General features: G+C 71.5%; 18 protein-coding genes. 11 read left to right on the forward strand and 7 right to left on the reverse strand.

All coding sequences use genetic code 11. From position 1 onward, the window contains the following. Positions 1-123 precede the first annotated feature (123 nt). From tatA to IE295_RS10705, 3 genes are all read left to right on the forward strand, one after another. Positions 124-309 (forward strand): Sec-independent protein translocase subunit TatA, encoded by a 186-nt coding sequence (tatA, locus tag IE295_RS10695; RefSeq protein ID WP_190063315.1) that lies wholly within the window; start codon positions 124-126, stop codon positions 307-309. A 97-nt stretch (positions 310-406) separates the two neighbouring features. Further along, the gene (locus tag IE295_RS10700) at positions 407-1,777 is read left to right on the forward strand and encodes an alkaline phosphatase (RefSeq protein WP_190063316.1); all 1,371 of its coding nucleotides are present in this window, start codon (positions 407-409) and stop codon (positions 1,775-1,777) included. A gap of 227 nt (positions 1,778-2,004) precedes the next feature. Further along, complete coding sequence (locus IE295_RS10705; protein WP_190063317.1) at positions 2,005-2,943, forward strand: beta-ketoacyl-ACP synthase III; 939 nt, start codon at positions 2,005-2,007, stop codon at positions 2,941-2,943. A gap of 316 nt (positions 2,944-3,259) precedes the next feature. Here the strand turns inward: IE295_RS10705 and IE295_RS10710 are convergent, their stop codons facing one another. Beyond that, positions 3,260-4,171, reverse strand: coding sequence for a glutaminase (locus tag IE295_RS10710; protein WP_190063318.1), 912 nt, complete (start codon positions 4,169-4,171; stop codon positions 3,260-3,262). Positions 4,172-4,221: 50 nt separating this feature from the next. Here IE295_RS10710 and IE295_RS10715 point away from each other — a divergent pair, with 50 nt between their 5' ends. Continuing rightward, complete coding sequence (locus IE295_RS10715; RefSeq protein WP_190063319.1) at positions 4,222-5,160, forward strand: 1-aminocyclopropane-1-carboxylate deaminase/D-cysteine desulfhydrase; 939 nt, start codon at positions 4,222-4,224, stop codon at positions 5,158-5,160. Positions 5,161-5,309: 149 nt separating this feature from the next. Here IE295_RS10715 and IE295_RS10720 read toward each other — a convergent pair whose 3' ends face one another. After that, a complete protein-coding gene (locus IE295_RS10720; RefSeq protein WP_190063320.1) occupies positions 5,310-6,914 on the reverse strand; it encodes a Na+/H+ antiporter in 1,605 nt (534 codons plus the stop codon). 64 nt (positions 6,915-6,978) lie between these two features. Here IE295_RS10720 and IE295_RS10725 point away from each other — a divergent pair, with 64 nt between their 5' ends. The 4 genes from IE295_RS10725 (at position 6,979) to IE295_RS10740 (ending at position 9,408) form a co-directional block, all read left to right on the forward strand. Beyond that, positions 6,979-7,239, forward strand: coding sequence for a UBP-type zinc finger domain-containing protein (locus tag IE295_RS10725; protein WP_190063321.1), 261 nt, complete (start codon positions 6,979-6,981; stop codon positions 7,237-7,239). A 52-nt stretch (positions 7,240-7,291) separates the two neighbouring features. Beyond that, entirely contained in the window at positions 7,292-7,837 is a 546-nt protein-coding gene (locus IE295_RS10730; RefSeq protein ID WP_190063322.1) for a GNAT family N-acetyltransferase, read from the forward strand. 199 nt (positions 7,838-8,036) lie between these two features. Beyond that, the gene (locus IE295_RS10735) at positions 8,037-8,453 is read left to right on the forward strand and encodes an ATP-binding protein (protein WP_126915983.1); all 417 of its coding nucleotides are present in this window, start codon (positions 8,037-8,039) and stop codon (positions 8,451-8,453) included. Positions 8,454-8,469: 16 nt separating this feature from the next. After that, the gene (locus IE295_RS10740) at positions 8,470-9,408 is read left to right on the forward strand and encodes an RNA polymerase sigma factor SigF (protein WP_224323049.1); all 939 of its coding nucleotides are present in this window, start codon (positions 8,470-8,472) and stop codon (positions 9,406-9,408) included. 34 nt (positions 9,409-9,442) lie between these two features. Here IE295_RS10740 and IE295_RS10745 read toward each other — a convergent pair whose 3' ends face one another. Then, positions 9,443-9,919, reverse strand: coding sequence for a hypothetical protein (locus IE295_RS10745; RefSeq protein WP_190063323.1), 477 nt, complete (start codon positions 9,917-9,919; stop codon positions 9,443-9,445). 82 nt (positions 9,920-10,001) lie between these two features. On the opposite strand from IE295_RS10745, the gene IE295_RS10750 reads away from it, so the two are divergent. Both IE295_RS10750 and IE295_RS10755 read left to right on the forward strand, forming a co-directional pair. After that, positions 10,002-10,970, forward strand: coding sequence for a diacylglycerol/lipid kinase family protein (locus IE295_RS10750; protein WP_190063324.1), 969 nt, complete (start codon positions 10,002-10,004; stop codon positions 10,968-10,970). 321 nt (positions 10,971-11,291) lie between these two features. After that, complete coding sequence (locus tag IE295_RS10755) at positions 11,292-11,549, forward strand: WhiB family transcriptional regulator (RefSeq protein WP_004937597.1); 258 nt, start codon at positions 11,292-11,294, stop codon at positions 11,547-11,549. Between the two features lie 137 nt (positions 11,550-11,686). On the opposite strand, the gene IE295_RS10760 is transcribed toward IE295_RS10755, so the two are convergent. Beyond that, positions 11,687-13,156, reverse strand: a complete 1,470-nt coding sequence (locus IE295_RS10760) for a sensor histidine kinase (protein ID WP_190063479.1) — start codon at positions 13,154-13,156, stop codon at positions 11,687-11,689. A 375-nt stretch (positions 13,157-13,531) separates the two neighbouring features. Between IE295_RS10760 and nagB the strand changes: the two genes are divergently transcribed. After that, the gene (gene nagB / locus IE295_RS10765; protein WP_190063325.1) at positions 13,532-14,317 is read left to right on the forward strand and encodes a glucosamine-6-phosphate deaminase; all 786 of its coding nucleotides are present in this window, start codon (positions 13,532-13,534) and stop codon (positions 14,315-14,317) included. A gap of 83 nt (positions 14,318-14,400) precedes the next feature. Here nagB and IE295_RS10770 read toward each other — a convergent pair whose 3' ends face one another. From IE295_RS10770 to IE295_RS10780, 3 genes are read right to left on the reverse strand one after another with little or no spacing between them, the layout of a single operon-like run. Then, positions 14,401-15,903, reverse strand: coding sequence for a glycoside hydrolase family 3 protein (locus tag IE295_RS10770; protein WP_190063326.1), 1,503 nt, complete (start codon positions 15,901-15,903; stop codon positions 14,401-14,403). 10 nt (positions 15,904-15,913) lie between these two features. Further along, the gene (locus IE295_RS10775) at positions 15,914-16,774 is read right to left on the reverse strand and encodes a carbohydrate ABC transporter permease (RefSeq protein WP_190063327.1); all 861 of its coding nucleotides are present in this window, start codon (positions 16,772-16,774) and stop codon (positions 15,914-15,916) included. Then, positions 16,771-17,751, reverse strand: coding sequence for a carbohydrate ABC transporter permease (locus IE295_RS10780; RefSeq protein WP_190063328.1), 981 nt, complete (start codon positions 17,749-17,751; stop codon positions 16,771-16,773). The genes IE295_RS10775 and IE295_RS10780 overlap by 4 nt, the downstream gene beginning before the upstream one ends. Between the last annotated feature and the right edge of the window lie 47 nt (positions 17,752-17,798).

A 17,798-nucleotide genomic window follows, 5' to 3' on the forward strand; every position in this document is an offset into this window, starting at 1 on the left:
TGTCTCCGGGTGAGACGGCTTGCCAGGCACTTTGGTTGTCCAGTTGCGCAATCTAGCAAGTATGGTGGGGGCCGCCGTTACGGCATCGCACTCAAGCGTCGGACGAGAGGTGGTGGGGCAGCCGTGCTCCGCAACGCCCTGGAACCCTGGCACGTCCTCGTGGTCGTGCTCGTCGTGGTCGTCCTCTTCGGGTCGAAGAGGCTTCCCGACACCGCCCGCGCGCTGGGCAGGTCCCTGCGCATCCTCAGGAGCGAGGCGGCGGCGCTGCGCACCGACAGCCCGCCCGCCCCTGTCGACAACACCCGGTGACCCGCACGTCATCTGGACGTCCCCTGCGGTACACCCGCCCCTGGTGAGCTTCTCCCGCCGGGCACTCAAGCCCCGGCCCAGCTAGGAGGAATAGACCATGGGTTCTCGTCCGTACCGACGCCGTCTCGCCTGGGGTGCCGCCGCACTGCTCGCCGCCGGCGTGGCGGTGCCCGCCGCGGCTTCCGCCTCGGACCAGGGCGGACAGTCGGACGTCGCGTCGATCCTGGGCCACGGCTCGGCCGGCAAGAAGGCCAAGAACGTGATCCTGCTCATCGGCGACGGCATGGGCGACTCGGAGATCACGCTGGCCCGCGACTACACCGTGGGCGCGGCCGGCCGGCTCAACATGGACAAGTTCCCGCTGACCGGGTCGTACACCACGTACTCGGTCGACAAGGACGGCAAGCCGGACTACGTCACGGACTCCGCCGCCAGCGGCAGCGGCTGGGCCACCGGCCACAAGACCGTCAACGGCCGGATATCCAAGACGCCCGACACCGACAAGGCGCTCCCGACGATCCTCGAGCTGGCGCAGAAGAAGGGCCTGGCCACCGGCAGCGTCACCACGGCCGAGCTCACCGACGCCACCCCGGCCGTCCTCGCCTCCCACGCCACCGACCGCAGCTGCGCGGGCCCGGCCGACATGAAGGCCTGCCCGAACGACACCGTCGCCAAGGGCGGCCCGGGCTCGATCGCCGAGCAGAGCGTCAACCACAAGGTGGACGTCCTCCTCGGCGGCGGCAAGGCCCGCTTCGACCAGAAGATCACCGAGGGCCGCTACCGGGGCCTGACCGTCACCCAGCAGGCCGAGAAGCTCGGCTACCAGGTCGTGACCGACTCCAAGGGCCTGACCTCGGCGAAGTCCGGCAAGCCCGTCCTCGGCCTCTTCGCCGACGGCAACGTCCCCGTCGAGTGGACCGGCAAGGCCGCCGCCGTCGGCGGCACGGACGCCCAGCGCTGCGTGACCAACAACCCCGAGCGCAAGGCGGGCACCCCCGCCCTCGAGGAGCAGGCGCGCAAGGCGCTGGCGCTCCTGAACACGCCCAAGGCCAAGAAGAATGGTTTCTTCCTGCAGATCGAGGGCGCCTCCATCGACAAGCGCGACCACGCCGCCGACCCCTGCGGCCAGATCGGCGAGACCGCCGCTTTCGACCGTGCGGTCAAGGTCGCCCGCGACTACGCCGCCAAGCACCCCGACACGCTCGTCGTCACCACCGCCGACCACGGCCACACCAGCCAGATCGTGCCGCTGGAGGCCACCCCGCCCGGCCTGTCCTCCACCCTGGTCACCAACGAGGGCCAGAAGCTCAAGGTGAACTACTCCACCAACACCCCGGGCAAGGCCCAGGAGCACACCGGCACCCAGGTCCGCATCGCCGCCCAGGGCCCGCAGGCCCACCGCGTCCTCGGCATCACCGACCAGACCGAGCTCTTCACCACCATCCGCACGGCGCTCTCCCTGCGCTGACCGCCTTCGCCGTAGGATCGAGGGGCCCGGCCGGACGGCCGGGCCCCTTCCGTCCCCGCCCTCCGCTTCGCCCTCGGCTTCCGCCCTCCGCGGGGTTCCGCTTTCCCGCCCTCTGTCGGGACCGGCCACTGAACCCGCCCGAACATTGGCGGATCACATACCCGCTCCGGGCCCTCCAGCGTCAAGACTGTTGCTTCCGCTTCACTCGCGCGCAGGAGGAACCGCCGATGTCCGGGTCGCGTGTACTGGCCCTCGGCCACTATCAGCCCGCCAGGGTGCTCACCAACGACGAGCTGGCCGCCATGGTCGACACCAGCGACGAATGGATCCGCTCCCGGGTCGGCATCCGCACCCGGCGCATCGCCGCGCCCGACGAGACCGTCGCCTCCATGGCCGCGCAGGCCGCCGCCAAGGCCCTCGCGAACAGCGGGCTCACCCCCGCCGACATCGACCTCGTGCTCGTCGCCACCTGCACCGCCGTCGACCGCAGCCCCAACACCGCCGCGCGCGTCGCCGCCGAGCTCGGCCTCGCCGCGCCCGCCGTCATGGACGTCAACGTCGTCTGCGCCGGCTTCACCCACGCCCTGGCCACCGCCGACCACGCCATCCGCGCCGGGTCGGCGCGCCACGCCCTGGTCGTCGGCGTGGAGAAGTTCACCGACGTCACCGACTGGACCGACCGCACCACCTGCGTCCTGGTCGGCGACGGCGCCGGCGCGGCCGTGATCGGCGCGGCGGACGAACCCGAGATCGGCCCGGTCGTCTGGGGCTCCGTGCCCGAGATGGGCCACGCCGTCCGCATCGAGGGCACGCCCTCGCGCTTCGCGCAGGAGGGCCAGTCCGTCTACCGCTGGGCCACGACCCAGCTGCCGCCGATCGCCCGTACGGTCTGCGAGCGCGCCGGGGTGCGCCCGGAGGACCTGGCGGCGGTCGTCCTGCACCAGGCGAACCTGCGCATCATCGAACCTGTCGCGCGGAAGCTGGGCGCGGTCAACGCGATCGTCGCCAGCGACGTGACGGAGTCGGGGAACACGTCGGCGGCGAGCATTCCGCTGGCGCTGTCGAAGCTGGTGGCTTCCGGGCGGGTGGAGCCGGGGGCGCCGGTGCTGCTGTTCGGCTTCGGGGGGAATCTGTCGTATGCGGGGCAGGTCATTCGCTGCCCGTAGTTTGTGGCTGTTGGTCCGTTGCGGGTGGGGCCGGAGGGGCCGGGGTGGGACGTGCCCTTCTGGGGCTGGATTATTTACGGCCCCCCTCTTGCGTCACGGGAACCCCGAACGTCGCCGCAAATAACCCTTACGCCCCTGCCAGGGCCCGTCCCACCCCGTCCCCTCCGGCCGGTCGTATCCCGTCTGCCGCCCCGTCTCGAGAACCGCACCGGCTCTCAGAAGACGGACCACCCGGTCAGCGTCGTGCTGCATTCCCCGGGGACAACCCTCGGACCCCCGGACCCCCGGCCCGGGCCGGCCCCGACCGCACCGGCTCTCAGAAAACGGACCATCCCGTCAGAGTGGTGAAGTGGTCCAGGGCCGCCACGCCTGCCACGGAGTTGCCGCGGGCGTCCAGGCCGGGGCTCCATACGCACAGGGTGCAGCGTCCCGGTATTACGGCGACGATGCCGCCGCCGACGCCGCTCTTGCCCGGCAGGCCGACCCGGTAGGCGAAGTCGCCGGCGGCGTCGTAGGTGCCGCAGGTCAGCATCACCGCGTTGATCTGCTTGGCCTCGCGGCGGGGAAGGAGGCGGCTGCCGTCCGTTCGCAGGCCGTGGCGTGCCAGGAAGCCGCTGGCCAGGGCCAGGTCGCGGCAGCTCATCTCGATGGAGCACTGCCAGAAGTAGTGCTCCAGAACCGTCGGCACCGGATTGTCGAGGTTGCCGTAGCTGGCCATGAAGTGGGCCAGCGCCGCGTTGCGGTCGCCGTGCTCGGACTCGGATTTGGCGACGGACGCGTCGAACGAGACCCCCGGGTTCCCGCTCTCCGCCCGCAGGAACTCCAGCATCGTCGTGCTGGCGTCACCGGTCAGCGTCTGCAGCCGGTCGGTCACCACCAGCGCACCCGCGTTGATGAAGGGATTGCGCGGGATGCCGTGCTCGTACTCGAGCTGCACCAGCGAGTTGAAGGGGTTGCCCGACGGCTCCGTACCGACCCGTTCCCAGATCCTGTCGCCGCCCTCGGCCAGCACCAGGGCGAGGCCGAACGCCTTGGAGATGGACTGCACGGAGAAGGACCGCTCCCAGTCGCCCACGCCGTACACGCCTCCGTCGACGTCGGCGACGGCCATCCCGAACTGCGCGACGTCCACCTCGGCGAGCGCCGGAATGTAGTCGGCGACCTGGCCGCGGCCGACCAGCGGCCGCGCGAACGCGGCGACCTCTTCGAGTACGGCCTGGTAGTCCACTGCAGTGCTGCGCTTTCCTAGCTTCGTTGCTGGCCGGGCAAGAGTACAAAATGGGCGGTGTGACCAGCGACAATCCCCCCGGTACGGCGGATCCCTCCGCGTTGCGGCCGCTGCTGCCGTCGCCGCTCGCCGAGGTGACGGACGAGCGCTTCGCGCGGCGCGGCCTGCGGCTGCTGCTCAAGCGGGACGACCTCATACATCCCGACCTGCCGGGCAACAAGTGGCGCAAGCTGGAGCCGAACCTGCGGGAGGCCGCCGCGTCCGGCAAGGGCACGCTGCTGACGTTCGGCGGCGCGTACTCCAACCACCTCCGGGCGACGGCCGCGGCGGGCCGCCTGCTGGGCTTCAAAACGATCGGCATCGTGCGGGGCGACGAGCTGGCGGATCGCCCCCTGAACCCGTCCCTGGCGCAGTGCGCGGCGGACGGCATGCAGCTGAGTTTCGTCACCCGCTCGCTGTACCGCCGCAAGGCGGAACCGGAGGTCCTGGCCCAGCTGACCGATGACGACTGCTTCATCGTGCCGGAGGGGGGCAGCAACGCGGCCGCGGCGCGCGGCTGCGCGGAGCTGGGCCGCGAGCTGCGGGGCATGGCGGACGTGGTGGGCGTGGCCTGCGGGACGGGCGGGACGCTGGCGGGTCTGGCGGCGGGGCTGGCCGAGGGGCAGCGGGCCATCGGCTTCCCCGTCCTCAAGGGCGGCTTCCTGGAAGCGGAAGTACAACAGCTGCAAGAGGCGGCATTCGGGGGACGCCGGGGCTCTTGGACGCTGGACGACCGCTTCCACTTCGGCGGTTACGCGAAGCGCACCCCGGAGCTGGACGCGTTCGCGGAGGACTTCGCGGCCCGGCACGGGCTGCCGGTCGAGCGTCTGTACGTGGCGAAGATGCTGTACGGGCTGACGACGCTGGCGGAGGAGGGCGCGTTCGCCCCCGGCACGACGGTGGTGGCCGTGATCACGGGAGGGGCCGGGGCGGGATGGGCCGGGACCTGAGAGGGACGTCAGGGTTATTTGCGGCCCATGTGCGGGCCGACCGACCCCGGGGACGGCTCCGGGCCGTAAATAATCCAGTCCCGTAAGGTCCCGGCCCATCCCGCCCCGGCCCCGGCCCGACCACCGGCCCCGCCCCCAGCGAGACGGCCTCAGCCCGCGCCCCCCTCTTCCCGGTACGCCGCCGCCTCCTCCAGGTCCAGCCTCCGCAGCAGCGTCCGCAGCATCTCGTCGTCGATGCGCCGAGCGTCCCGCAGCGCGACGAACACCGCCCGCTCCGCCCCGATCACCTCGCGCGACAGCCGCCGGTAGGTGTCGTCCACCGACTCGCCCGTCCGTTCGTCGACCGCTCCCAGCCGCTCCCACACCGCGTTGCGCCGTCGCTCGAGCACCGCCCGCAGCCGGTCGGCGAGCGGTTCGGGCAGCGCGTTGTGCTCGTCGGCCAGCAGTTCCTCCAGCCGGGCCTCGGCCGCCGCGGAGGCCTCGCTCTGGGCCTGGGCCTCCGCCAGCGTGACCTCCCCGGGGTCCCGCCGCGGCAGCCGCAGCCGCCGGATCAGCGGCGGGAGGGTGAGCCCTTGGACCACCAGCGTCCCGATGACGGTCGTGAACGTCAGGAAGAGGATCAGGTTCCGGGCGGGGAACGGCGAGCCGTCGTGCGTGGTCTCGGGGATCGAGAAGGCGATGGCCAGCGAGACGACGCCGCGCATCCCGGCCCAGCCGACGATCACCGGTGCCTTCCAGGTGGTGTCGGGTTCCCGCTCCCGGATGCGGGGGGACAGCAGGCGGGGCAGGAACGTGGCGGGGAAGACCCAGAGGTAGCGGACGGCGACCACGGCGACGAAGACGATCACGGCGTAGCCGGCGGCCGAGCCCATCCCGTACGCGTCCAGGCCGCGCAGCACCACCGGCAGCTGCAGTCCGATGAGCGCGAACACGGTGGATTCCAGGACGAAGGAGACCATCCGCCACACCGCCGCCTCCTGCAGCCGGGTGGCGAAGTCGACCTGCCAGGAGCGGTGCCCGAGGTAGAGGGCGACCACCACCACGGCCAGCACGCCGGACGCCTCGACCTCCTCCGCGGCCGCGTAGGCGGCGAAGGGGATGAGGAGCGAGAGGGTGTTCTGCAGCAGCGGCTCGCGCAGGTGCTTGCGCAGCCAGTGGATCGGCACCATCAGGATCAGACCGACCCCGATGCCGCCGGCCGCGGCGACCACGAACTCCCGGGCGCCCTCGGCCCACCCCACGCCCTCGCCGACGGCGGCGGCCACCGCGACCCGGTAGGCGGTGATGGCGGTCGCGTCGTTCACCAGGGACTCGCCCTGCAGGATCGTGGTGATCCGCGAGGGCAGGCCCAGCCGCCGGGCGATGGCGGTGGCGGCCACGGCGTCGGGCGGCGCGATCACCGCGCCGAGCACGAGCGCGGCGGCGGGCGGCAGGCCCGGCACTGCGTGCGAGGCGACGTATCCGACGGCGAGGGTCGCAAAAAGCACGTACCCGACCGACAGCAGCGCCACGGGCCGCCAGTTCGCGCGCAGGTCGAGGTAGGAGCTGTCGAGCGCGGCGGTGTGCAGCAGCGGGGGCAGCAGCAGGGGGAGCACGATGGAGGGGTCGAGCGCGTACGACGGCACTCCCGGCACGTACGAGGCCACGAGCCCGGCGGCGACGAGCAGCAGCGGCGCGGGCACGGGCGTGCGGCGGGCCGCCCCCGCGACGGCGGCGGCAACCGCCACGAGCATCAGCAGTGGCATGACGTCCATCGGTCCCGCTCCAGGTCGACGTTCCGGCAGGTCGGCGTTCCGGCGACGCTCTAACCTGGCCATCATGATCGACTGTTCGCACCTGACGGCGCTGCCGCGCCCCGAGCCGCGGCCGCTGACCTCCACCTGCCCGGAGTGCGAGGTGAGGGGCAGCAATCCCGTGCAACTGCGGCTGTGCCTGGTGTGCGGGCACGTCGGCTGCTGCGACTCCTCGCCGTACCGCCACGCCACAGGTCACTTCGAGGAGACGGGCCACGCGGTGATGCGCAGCTTCGAGCCGGGCCAGAGCTGGCGCTGGTGCTACGTGGACCGGCACATCGTGTGAGAGGGCCTTCACGGCCCCCGGGTCTGTCGGTGGGGCCCGCTAGCATGCACGCATGATCCGACCCGCGACGCAGGACGACGTCCCCCTCCTCCACGCGATGATCCGCGAACTGGCGGACTACGAACGGGCACTGGACGAGGCCCGGGCCACCGAGGAACAGCTGCGCGAGGCGCTCTTCGGGGAACACCCGGCGGTCTTCGCGCTGATAGCGGAGAGTGACGAATCCTCGGGCGAGGGAGATCGTTCCGGCGGCGAGCCGGTCGGCTTCGCGCTCTGGTTCCGCAACTTCTCGACGTGGACGGGCACGCACGGTATCTACCTCGAGGACGTCTACGTCCGCCCGCACGCCCGTGGCGGCGGTCACGGCAAGGCGCTCCTGGCGGAGCTGGCGCGGATCTGCGTCGACCGCGGCTACGGACGTTTCGAGTGGTCAGTGCTGGACTGGAACGCACCGTCGATCGCGTTCTACAAGTCCCTCGGCGCGGAGCCCATGGACGAGTGGACGGTTCAGCGGTTGTCCGGCGATTCGCTCCGGGCTCTTGCCGCGCTCGCGCACAGTGACGAAAATCCCAACAGGGCGACTGCTCTTTCGAATTGAGACCGCAGACCCCTAGCCACTGTCCGTACTCATGGGTTTACCATGAGTGACAGTCGCGGGGCTGCGGCGCTCAGCCCCGGATCGCGATAGCGTCTCAGCCGGACCATGTGCCGCGCCGGCCCGCGCCGCCCTTCACCGGAAGGCGGCGGACCGACGCTCCTCAACAGCTCAAGAAGCTTGTGCCACCTTGGAGGTGAGGGTGTCCCCAATCGCAGGCGAGCCTGGGACGACCCAGGACTTCGTGGAAGTCCGGCTGCCCGCTGCGGGTGCCTACCTGTCGGTGCTGCGGACGGCGACAGCCGGCCTCGCGGCCCGCTTGGACTTCACCCTCGACGAGATCGAGGACTTGCGCATCGCCGTCGACGAGGCGTGCGCGATCCTGCTGCAACAGGCCGTGCCCGGCTCCGTGCTGAGCTGTGTCTTCCGCCTGGTCGGCGACGCGCTGCGGGTGACCGTCTCCGCTCCCACCACGGACGGCCGCGCGCCCGAGCGCGACACCTTCGCCTGGACGGTGCTCTCCGCCCTGGCCGGTGAGGTCGACTCCACGGTCGCCGAGGACCGGACGGTCAGCATCAGCCTGCACAAGAAGCGCGGCGCCGGCCCCGGGCAGCCGTGACGGAAGAGGGGGCTCCGTGAGTACTGCGTCATCGCGGGGAGTGCGTACCCCGGCCATCCCGCAGCAGCCTGCCCGGCCGCACCCGGAGGAAGTCGAACCGGACCGCACGGGTCCGGAGCCGGACCAGGCGGGCGACCCATCAGAGCGGGCGGACCACATGGATCAGCACCAGCACCAGCAGCGGCCCCAGCACCACGATCCGCACGACCGCAGCGGTGCCCGGGCCCTGTTCATCGAGCTGCGGACGCTTCCGGACGGCTCGCCGGAGCGGGCCGAGCTGCGCAACCACCTGGTGCGGATGCACCTGCCCCTGGTGGAGCACCTGGCGCGGCGCTTCCGCAACCGCGGTGAGCCGCTCGACGACCTCACCCAGGTGGCCACGATCGGCCTGATCAAGTCGGTCGACCGCTTCGACCCGGACCGCGGCGTGGAATTCTCCACGTACGCGACGCCCACGGTCGTCGGCGAGATCAAGCGGCACTTCCGCGACAAGGGCTGGGCGGTGCGGGTGCCGCGCCGGCTGCAGGAGCTGCGCCTGGCGCTGACCACGGCCACGGCCGAGCTGTCGCAGCGGCACGGCCGCGCCCCGACGGTCCACGAGCTGGCCGAGCACCTGGGGATCTCGGAGGAGGAGGTGCTGGAGGGGCTGGAGTCCGCCAACGCCTACAGCACGCTCTCGCTGGACGTGCCCGACACCGACGACGAGTCGCCGGCGGTCGCCGACACCCTGGGCGCGGAGGACGAGGCGCTGGAGGGCGTGGAGTACCGCGAGTCCCTCAAGCCGCTGCTGGAGGACCTGCCGCCGCGCGAGAAGAAGATCCTGCTGCTGCGGTTCTTCGGCAACATGACCCAGTCGCAGATCGCCCAGGAGGTGGGCATCTCGCAGATGCACGTCTCGCGGCTGCTGGCGCGCACGCTCGCCCAGCTCCGGGACCGGCTGCTGATCGAGGAGTAGCCGGGACGTCCGGCGGACGGCCGCGCGAGCCGCTTCAGGACTCGCGGGGCCCGATCCCCAGCGCCTCGGTCGCCGTGGGGTTGACCACCAGCGCCAGGGTGACCACGGCGACCAGCGTCAGCACCACGGCGGCCGCGGTCATCGGCGCGCCGCCGGCGGTGAAGAGAGTCCAGGCGACCGGCAGCGCCATGATCTGGGTGATCATGGCCGGGCCGCGGCTCCAGCGCCGGAGCAGCCACAGGCCGCGCGCGGCCAGCAGCGGCAGTGCGGCCAGCGCGAGGACGGTCAGCCCGCCGGTCTCGGCCTGCTGCGGGCTGTCGGGCTTGCCGAGCAGGCCCATCACCAGCAGGTAGATGCCCGAGGCGGCGAGCGCCAGGCCCTGCAGGCCGGTCAGCACGGCGGCCGCCGTCAGCCGGGCCGGGCGGGGCCCGGCGGGCTCGGGGGCCGGGGCGGCGGTGCTCCCCCGTGCGCTCTTCCGGGCGGTCTTCGACGCGGACTGCTTGCTGCTCACCCCTGCAGGGTATCGGTACGCAAACCATCGGAAGCCGGGCCTGGGACGGATGGTGTACCGACAGGTAGGTAGGCTGGCGCGCATGCGTGCGCTTCTCGTGGTCAATCCTTCGGCCACCACCACCAGTGCCCGTACCCGCGATGTCCTGGTGCACGCCCTGGCCAGCGACCTCAAACTGGACGTCGCCACCACGGAGTACCGGGGACACGCCCGCGACCTGGCCCGCAGGGCGGCCGAGAGCGGGAACATCGAGCTGGTGGTCGCGCTCGGCGGGGACGGCACGGTCAACGAGGTCGTCAACGGCCTGCTGCACTCCGGCCCCGACCCGGCGGCCCTGCCCCGGCTCGCCGTGGTGCCCGGCGGCTCCACCAACGTCTTCGCCCGCGCCCTGGGGCTGCCCAACGACGTCGTGGAGGCCACCGGCGCCCTGCTGGACGCCCTGCGCGAGGGCTCCGAGCGGACGGTCGGCCTCGGACTCGCGGCCGGCACCCCGGGCACGGAGGACGAGGGGGTGCCCTCGCGCTGGTTCACCTTCTGCGCCGGCTTCGGGTTCGACGCGGGCGTCGTGGGCCGGGTGGAGCAGCAGCGCGAGCGCGGCAAGCGTTCGACGCACTCCCTGTACGTGCGACAGGTGGTGCGGCAGTTCCTGGGAGAAACGAACCGCCGGCACGGCACGATCACCCTCGAACGGCCTGGCGAGGAGCCACTCGCGAATCTCGTCATGTCGATAATCTGCAACACCGTGCCGTGGACCTACCTGGGCAACCGGCCGGTCTACGCGCTGCCCGACGCATCCTTCGACACCGCCCTTGACGTGCTGGGATTCACCAAGCTGTCGACCGTGACGGCCACCCGGTACGCCACCCAGCTGCTGACGTCGACGCCGGAGCGCGGCCCCCAGGGCAAACACGCAGTGTCACTGCATGACCAGGACTCGTTCACCTTGCATTCGCAGGCTCCCCTCCCCTTCCAGATGGACGGCGACCACCTCGGACTGCGCAGAAGCGTGACGTTCACAGGCGTTCGCCGTGCACTGCGTGTGATTGTGTGAGTGCTAGGGCCTAAAGTCCTTCCACTCGAACGTTTAGACTGGGTTCCACCCCCTGGAATGACGGCTGTGACCTAGCCGACACCGAGGAATCAAAAAAAACTTTCCGGAAGGGGTTGTATCCGTCGCCGAGGTTTGCGAGTCTCTTCATGGCGATCGGGACAGCCCGCCATCAAGGCTTCCCGGATAGCCCGAATCCCCTCCTTACCTTCCTTGGACCACACCGGTCTGCGACTGGGCGTCGGCCCTTCCCTTGCGGGGGGATTCGTGAAAGCGTTCACATTCACAAGCCACGTAGCCGTAACACGAGGAGATGGAGCAGCCATGGACTGGCGTCACAACGCCGTTTGCCGCGAGGAAGACCCCGAGCTGTTCTTCCCCATCGGCAACACCGGTCCTGCGCTGCTGCAGATCGAGGAAGCCAAGGCCGTCTGCCGCCGCTGCCCCGTCATGGAGCAGTGCCTGCAGTGGGCGCTCGAGTCCGGCCAGGACTCCGGCGTCTGGGGTGGCCTCAGCGAGGACGAGCGCCGCGCGATGAAGCGCCGCGCCGCTCGCAACCGGGCTCGCAACGCGACCGCCTGACACCCCTCGGCCCCCGAGCCGCAGCGCGCAGCACCCCCCACAGTGCGCTAAGCACCTAAAAGCTTTGAGCCCCGGACCTCACGCAAGAGGTCCGGGGCTCAGTGCTGTGCCCCGGGAGCCGGAGGCCGGGGCGTCGGTTACGGCTTCTCCGCGCGCACCGGAATGTCGAGCACTACCCGCGTTCCCTGCCCGGAAGCGGGCACCATGTCGAACTTTCCGCCCAACTCCCCCTCCACCAGGGTCCGTACGATCTGCAGGCCCAGGTTGCCGGCCCGGTGCGGGTCGAAGCCCTCGGGCAGGCCCCGGCCGTCGTCCTGCACGGAGATGAGCAGCCGGGCGTCCCGGCGCGTACCGCCGCGCACGGCGGTGACCTCGACCATGCCCTGCTCCCCCGGTCCGAAGCCGTGCTCGAGCGCGTTCTGCAGCAGCTCGGTGAGCACCATCGCGAGGGGGGTCGCGACCTCGGCGTCGAGTATCCCGAAGCGGCCGGTGCGGCGGGCGGCGACCCGGCCCGGGGAGATCTCGGCGACCATGGCGAGCACCCGGTCGGCGATCTCGTCGAATTCGACCCGTTCGTCGAGGTTCTGCGACAGCGTCTCGTGGACGATCGCGATGGACCCCACCCGGCGCACCGCCTCCTCCAGGGCCTCGCGCCCCTCGGCGGAGACGATGCGGCGGGCCTGCAGGCGCAGGAGGGCCGCCACGGTCTGGAGGTTGTTCTTCACCCGGTGGTGGATCTCCCGGATGGTGGCGTCCTTGGTGATCAACTCGCGCTCGCGACGTCGCAGTTCGGTAACGTCGCGCAGCAGTACGAGCGAACCGATGTGGCTGCCCTTGGGTTTGAGCGGGATCGCGCGCAGATGAATGACCCCGTCGTTGGCCTCGACCTCGAACTCCCGGGGGGCCCAGCCGCTGGCCAGCTTGGCCAGGCCCTCGTCGACCGGGGTGCGCGAGGGTGCCAACTGAGCGGTGGTCTCGCCCAGATGATGCCCGACGAGGTCGGCGGCGAGCCCGAGCCGGTGGTAGGCGGAGAGCGCGTTGGGGCTGGCGTACTGCACGATCCCGTCGGCGTCGAGCCTGATCAGGCCGTCGCCGGCGCGCGGCGAGGCGTCCATGTCGACCTGCTGGCCGGGGAAGGGGAAGGCCCCGACGGCGATCATCTGCGCGAGGTCGGAGGCGCTCTGCAGATAGGTGAGCTCCAGCCGGCTGGGGGTGCGCACGGTGAGCAGGTTGGTGTTCCGGGCGATGACCCCCAGGACCCGCCCCTCGCGCCGGACCGGGATGGACTCGACCCGCACCGGCACCTCCTCGCGCCACTCCGGGTCGCCCTCGCGGACGATCCGGCCCTCGTCGAGGGCGGCGTCCAGCATGGGCCGGCGGCCGCGCGGGACGAGGTGGCCGACCATGTCGTCCTGGTAGGAGGTGGGCCCGGTGTTGGGCCGCATCTGGGCGACGGACACGTAGCGGGTGCCGTCGAGGGTGGGCACCCACAGGACGAGGTCGGCGAAGGAGAGGTCGGAGAGCAGCTGCCACTCCGAGACCAGCAGGTGCAGCCACTCCAGGTCGGAGTCGTCGAGGGCGGTGTGCTGGCGTACGAGATCGTTCATGGAGGGCACGGCCCGAGCCTACCCGCGGGCCCGGCGGGCGGGGATTTTCCCCGGCCGGGTGAAGGGCGTGGACATCGACGAATGGTCTAGTCCACAATGAGAAGGCAAAGTCTCGCCCCCGCAGCACAAGGGGGCGAAGTCGGCCTGCGCCGGCCGCGGGGCCCGCACACCCCGTGGCATTCCGGGGCGGTCGATGTCGCTCCGGGCTGCGGTGCCGGTCGGGTTGAGGGTCCCGGCCAGGCGCCGCGGCCCGTAGTTCGTTCCGGCCCCCACACCGCCCCGGCCCCCGCCCCGTCCGGCCCCGGAGGCCTCGCCCCACCTCTGCTAGATTGGTCTATACCACCGAGTTTTTCCTTGAGATCGGCAGGCCCCAGCGTGGAAATTGTCATCGTTCCGGACGCCAAGGCAGGCGGCGAACTGATCGCGGAGGCAATCGGCGCCCTGCTGAGCCGCAAGCCCGACGCCCTGCTCGGCGTGGCCACCGGCTCCACCCCGCTGCCCATCTACGAGGCCCTCGAGGCCAAGGTCCGCTCCGGCGCCGTGGACCCCTCGCGCGCCCGCATCTGCCAGCTCGACGAGTACGTCGGGCTGCCCGCCGACCACCCCGAGTCCTACCGCTCCACGGTGCTGCGCCAGGTCGTCCGGCCGCTCGGCCTGACCGAGGGGTCCTTCATGGGCCCCGACGGCACCGCCGACGACGTCCAGGCCGCCTGCGAGGCCTACGACCGCGCCCTGCGCGAGGCCGGCGGCGTGGACCTGCAGATCCTCGGCATCGGCACCGACGGCCACATCGGCTTCAACGAGCCGTGCTCCTCGCTCGCCTCCCGCACCCGCATCAAGACCCTGACCCAGCAGACGCGCATCGACAACGCGCGCTTCTTCGACGGCGACATCGAGCAGGTGCCGCACCACGTCATCACCCAGGGCATCGGCACCATCCTCGAGGCCCGCCACCTGGTCCTGCTGGCCACCGGCGAGGGCAAGGCCGACGCCGTCGCGGCCACCGTCGAGGGCCCGGTCGCCGCGCTGGTACCGGCCTCGGCGCTGCAGCTGCACCCCCACGCGACCGTCGTCGTGGACGAGGCGGCGGCCTCGAAGCTGAAGCTGGCGGACTACTTCCGCCACACGTACGCCAACAAGCCGGTCTGGCAGGGGCTGTAAGCCCTTGGCGTCAAACGCCGGCCGGGCTGATTTCAGCCCGGCCGGCGTTTGAGGCCGCCGCGCGCAGCGCGGTCCCGGGGCGACTACGCCCCCGCGATGACCTCCGCGGCAGCGGCACCGCAGACCCGGGCCGCGCCGTGCGTGGCGATGTGCAGGGCGCCGCTCGGCGGGGCCTCGTTCAGGCCCATCTCGACCACGATCGTGTCCGGGCGGGCCGCCACCAGCGTGCCCAGGGCTGCGGCCATCCACGGGTGGCGGTGGACGTCGCGGACGACGGCGACGATCCGCCGGCCCCCCGCCGCCCCGAGCACCCGGTCGGCACCGGCCGTCTCACGGCCGTACGCGTGGGTCTCGGTCCCCGGCAGCAGCCGGGCCAGCTCGGCGCCGACGCCCCAGGGCGTCTCGTCGCCCACCGCGAAGTTCGCCAGCGGCGTGAACGCGGCGACGTACACGGGCCCGGTCAGCGGCTCGTGTCCCGCCGGGGCGGTCACCCGCAGCGCGCGGCGCGCCGCGACCAGGCCGATCTCCGGGGCGGGCGAGGTCCCCTCCTGCTCACCGCCCGCCCCCGAGGTCCAGCGCGCCAGGGCGCGCACCCGCGCGGCGGCGTCGGCGAGCCGCTCCTCGGGCAGTTCGCCGGACCGTACGGCCTCGACCAGCGCGTCGCGCAGCCGCAGCACGGTGTCCTCGTCGGCCAGGCCGCCGCCGACGCAGATGGCGTCGGCGCCCGCCGCGATCGCCATGACGCTGCCGCGTGCGATGCCGTACGTGGCGGAGATCGCCCTCATCTCCATGCCGTCGGTGACGACGAGGCCGTCGAAGCCGAGGCCGCCGTCGGTGACGGGCGCGCGCAGCAGACCGTGCAGGGCGGCCGGGCTGAGGGTGGCGGGCAGGGCGGCGTCGAGCGCGGGCAGCAGGATGTGGGCGCTCATCACGGCCTTGGTGCCGGCGGCGACCGCGGCGCGGAAGGGCACCAGCTCGCGTTCGCGCAGGGTGGCCAGGTCCGCGTCGATGCGCGGCAGGTCGTGGTGGGAGTCGACGGCGGTGTCGCCGTGGCCGGGGAAGTGCTTGGTGCAGGCGGCCACCCCGGCGGCCTGCAGCCCCTCGACGTAGGCGGCGGTGTGCCGGGCGACCAGGGCGGGGTCGGCGCCGAAGGACCGTACGCCGATGACCGGGTTGTCCGGGTCGGAGTTGACGTCGGCGGAGGGCGCCCAGTTGAGGTTGACGCCGCAGGCGGCGAGGCGGCGGCCGAGCTCGTGGGCGACGTCCCGGGTCAGCGCGGTGTCGTCGACGGCGCCGAGCGCGAGGTTGCCGGGGAAGGAGGATCCCGTGCGCACCTCCAGGCGGGTGACGTCGCCGCCCTCCTCGTCGATGGCGACGAGGACGTCGCCGCGCTCGGCGCGCAGCTGGGCGGTGAGGGCGGCGAGCTGCTCGGGCGAGGCGATGTTGCGGCCGAACAGCCCGACGGAGGAGAGGCCTTCGCCGAGCCGGCGCAGCAGCCAGTCGGGGGCGGTGGTGCCCGTGAAGCCGGGCTGGAGGACGGTGAGGGCATCGCGGGTGAGCGTGCCCTGCGGGGTCAGCGTCGTCATGTCGGTAGGGCTAGCCCTTCACTGCGCCGGACGTAAGACCACCCACGGCCTTGCGCTGGAGGATGACGAAGAGGATGAGGATCGGCACGGCGAACAGCGAGGAGGCGGCCATGGTGGCGCCCCAGTCGTCGCCGAAGGTGGTGCGGAAGCTCGTGAGCCACAGCGGCAGGGTCTGCGCGCCCGTCTCCTTGTTGAGGATCAGGACCATCGGGAACTCGTTCCAGACGGTGATGAAGCCGAAGAGCGAGGTGGCCATGACGCCGGGGGCGAGCAGGGGGAAGATCACCCGGACGAAGGCCTGGAAGCGGGTGCAGCCGTCGACCATCGCGGACTCCTCCAGCTCCTTGGGCACGGCGGCGACGTAGCCGCGCAGCGTCAGGACGGTGAAGGGCAGCACCATGACGGTGTATATGGCGGCCAGCGGTGCGAGGCTGTTGAGCATGTCCGCGTCGCGCACGATCATGTAGTAGGCGATGACCATGACCTCCCAGGGGGCCATCTGGGCCATCATCATCACCAGGATGAAGCTCTTGCGGCCCCGGAAGCGCATGCGGGCGACGGCGAACGACGCCAGCAGCGCGATGACCAGGGACAGGCCGACCGCGATCACGGTGACGGTCAGGGAGTTGCCGACGAAGGTCCAGAAGCCGTCCGCCTCGACGGCCCGGGTGAAGTGGTCGAGGGTGGGGCTGGTGGGGAACCACACCGGGGTGTCGCTGACGATGTCGCGGTTGGCCTTGAAGGCCGTGGCGAACATCCAGTAGACGGGGAACGCGAAGACGATGAAGAGAACGACCGCGGTCGCCCCCGGCCAGACGCGACCGAGCAGCGAGCCGGAGCCCGTCCGGCGGTCGAGGGCGGAACGCCTCACAGCTCGTCCTCCTCTTGCTTGAGAACCAGGCGCAGGTAGTACGCGGTCAGGGCCAGCAGGATCACGATGGTCAGGATGGAGATCGCGGCGCCCATGCCGAAGTGCTGGCTGCCCATGCCCTCCTGGAAGGCGTAGACGGGCAGGGTCTCGGTGAGCCGGTCCGGGCCGCCCTCGTTGATCGCGAAGACCTGGGTGAAGGACTTGAAGACCCAGATGACCTCGAGGAACGCGGTGGCGAGGAAGAAGGGCCGCAGGAAGGGGAAGGTCACCGAGGTGAACTGCTTCCAGCTGCCCGCGCCGTCCAGCGCGGCCGCCTCGTAGAGCTCCTTGGGGATCGTGGTCGTGGCGGCGTAGAGGTTGATCGCCACGAAGGGCACCGACTGCCAGACGATCAGCACCGTGATCACGAAGAACGTCGACAGCTGGTCGCCGGTCCAGCTGTAGCCGGCCATGGAGTGCCAGCCGAGCGCGTCGAGGAGGTAGTTGACGACGCCGAACCGCTGGTCGAACAGCCACTGGAAGACGGTGGTCGCGGCGACGACGGGCATGGCCCAGGCCAGGACCAGGCCGAGTGAGAGCAGCAGCCGGAGCTTGGTGCCGAGCCGGGCGAGCAGCAGCCCGGTCAGACAGCCGGCCGTCATGATCAGTACGACGTTGACCGCGGTGAAGACGACCGAGCGGCCGGTGACCGACCAGAACTCGGAGCTGCCCAGGACCTCGGAGTAGTTGTCGAAGCCGATCCACTCGGTGACGTGGCGGATCAGCTGGCGCCGGTTGAGCTCCTGGAACGACAGCAGGCCGTTCTTGACCATCGTCCAGCCGAGCAGCAGCACGGTGAGGGCGACGGTGGGGAGGATCAGCAGATAGGGGACGGCCGTGCCGGCCCGTCGCCGGCCGCCCGCGAGCGGCGGGGCGCCGCCCTTGCCGGTCCGGGGTGCCGGCACGGCGGCCGTCACCTCTTCGGTCTGCGCTGACATCGTCGTCCGCCTTCTCCCCTGTGCAACGGTCTTACGTCTGGCGCGGC

Origin of the sequence: Streptomyces griseocarneus, assembly GCF_014655595.1 — a bacterium.
Taxonomy (GTDB): Bacteria; Actinomycetota; Actinomycetes; order Streptomycetales; family Streptomycetaceae; genus Streptomyces; species Streptomyces griseocarneus.

Coding starts and splice junctions, on each gene's coding strand:
- IE295_RS10760 (WP_190063479.1), bottom strand. CDS start 13,156: ATGAACGATCTCGTACGCCAGCACACCGCCCTCGACGACTCCGACCTG.
- IE295_RS10720 (WP_190063320.1), bottom strand. CDS start 6,914: ATGGACGTCATGCCACTGCTGATGCTCGTGGCGGTTGCCGCCGCCGTC.
- IE295_RS10715 (WP_190063319.1), top strand. CDS start 4,222: ATGGGCGGTGTGACCAGCGACAATCCCCCCGGTACGGCGGATCCCTCC.
- IE295_RS10705 (WP_190063317.1), top strand. CDS start 2,005: ATGTCCGGGTCGCGTGTACTGGCCCTCGGCCACTATCAGCCCGCCAGG.
- IE295_RS10750 (WP_190063324.1), top strand. CDS start 10,002: ATGCGTGCGCTTCTCGTGGTCAATCCTTCGGCCACCACCACCAGTGCC.
- IE295_RS10770 (WP_190063326.1), bottom strand. CDS start 15,903: ATGACGACGCTGACCCCGCAGGGCACGCTCACCCGCGATGCCCTCACC.
- IE295_RS10780 (WP_190063328.1), bottom strand. CDS start 17,751: ATGTCAGCGCAGACCGAAGAGGTGACGGCCGCCGTGCCGGCACCCCGG.
- IE295_RS10700 (WP_190063316.1), top strand. CDS start 407: ATGGGTTCTCGTCCGTACCGACGCCGTCTCGCCTGGGGTGCCGCCGCA.
- IE295_RS10730 (WP_190063322.1), top strand. CDS start 7,292: ATGATCCGACCCGCGACGCAGGACGACGTCCCCCTCCTCCACGCGATG.
- IE295_RS10725 (WP_190063321.1), top strand. CDS start 6,979: ATGATCGACTGTTCGCACCTGACGGCGCTGCCGCGCCCCGAGCCGCGG.
- IE295_RS10755 (WP_004937597.1), top strand. CDS start 11,292: ATGGACTGGCGTCACAACGCCGTTTGCCGCGAGGAAGACCCCGAGCTG.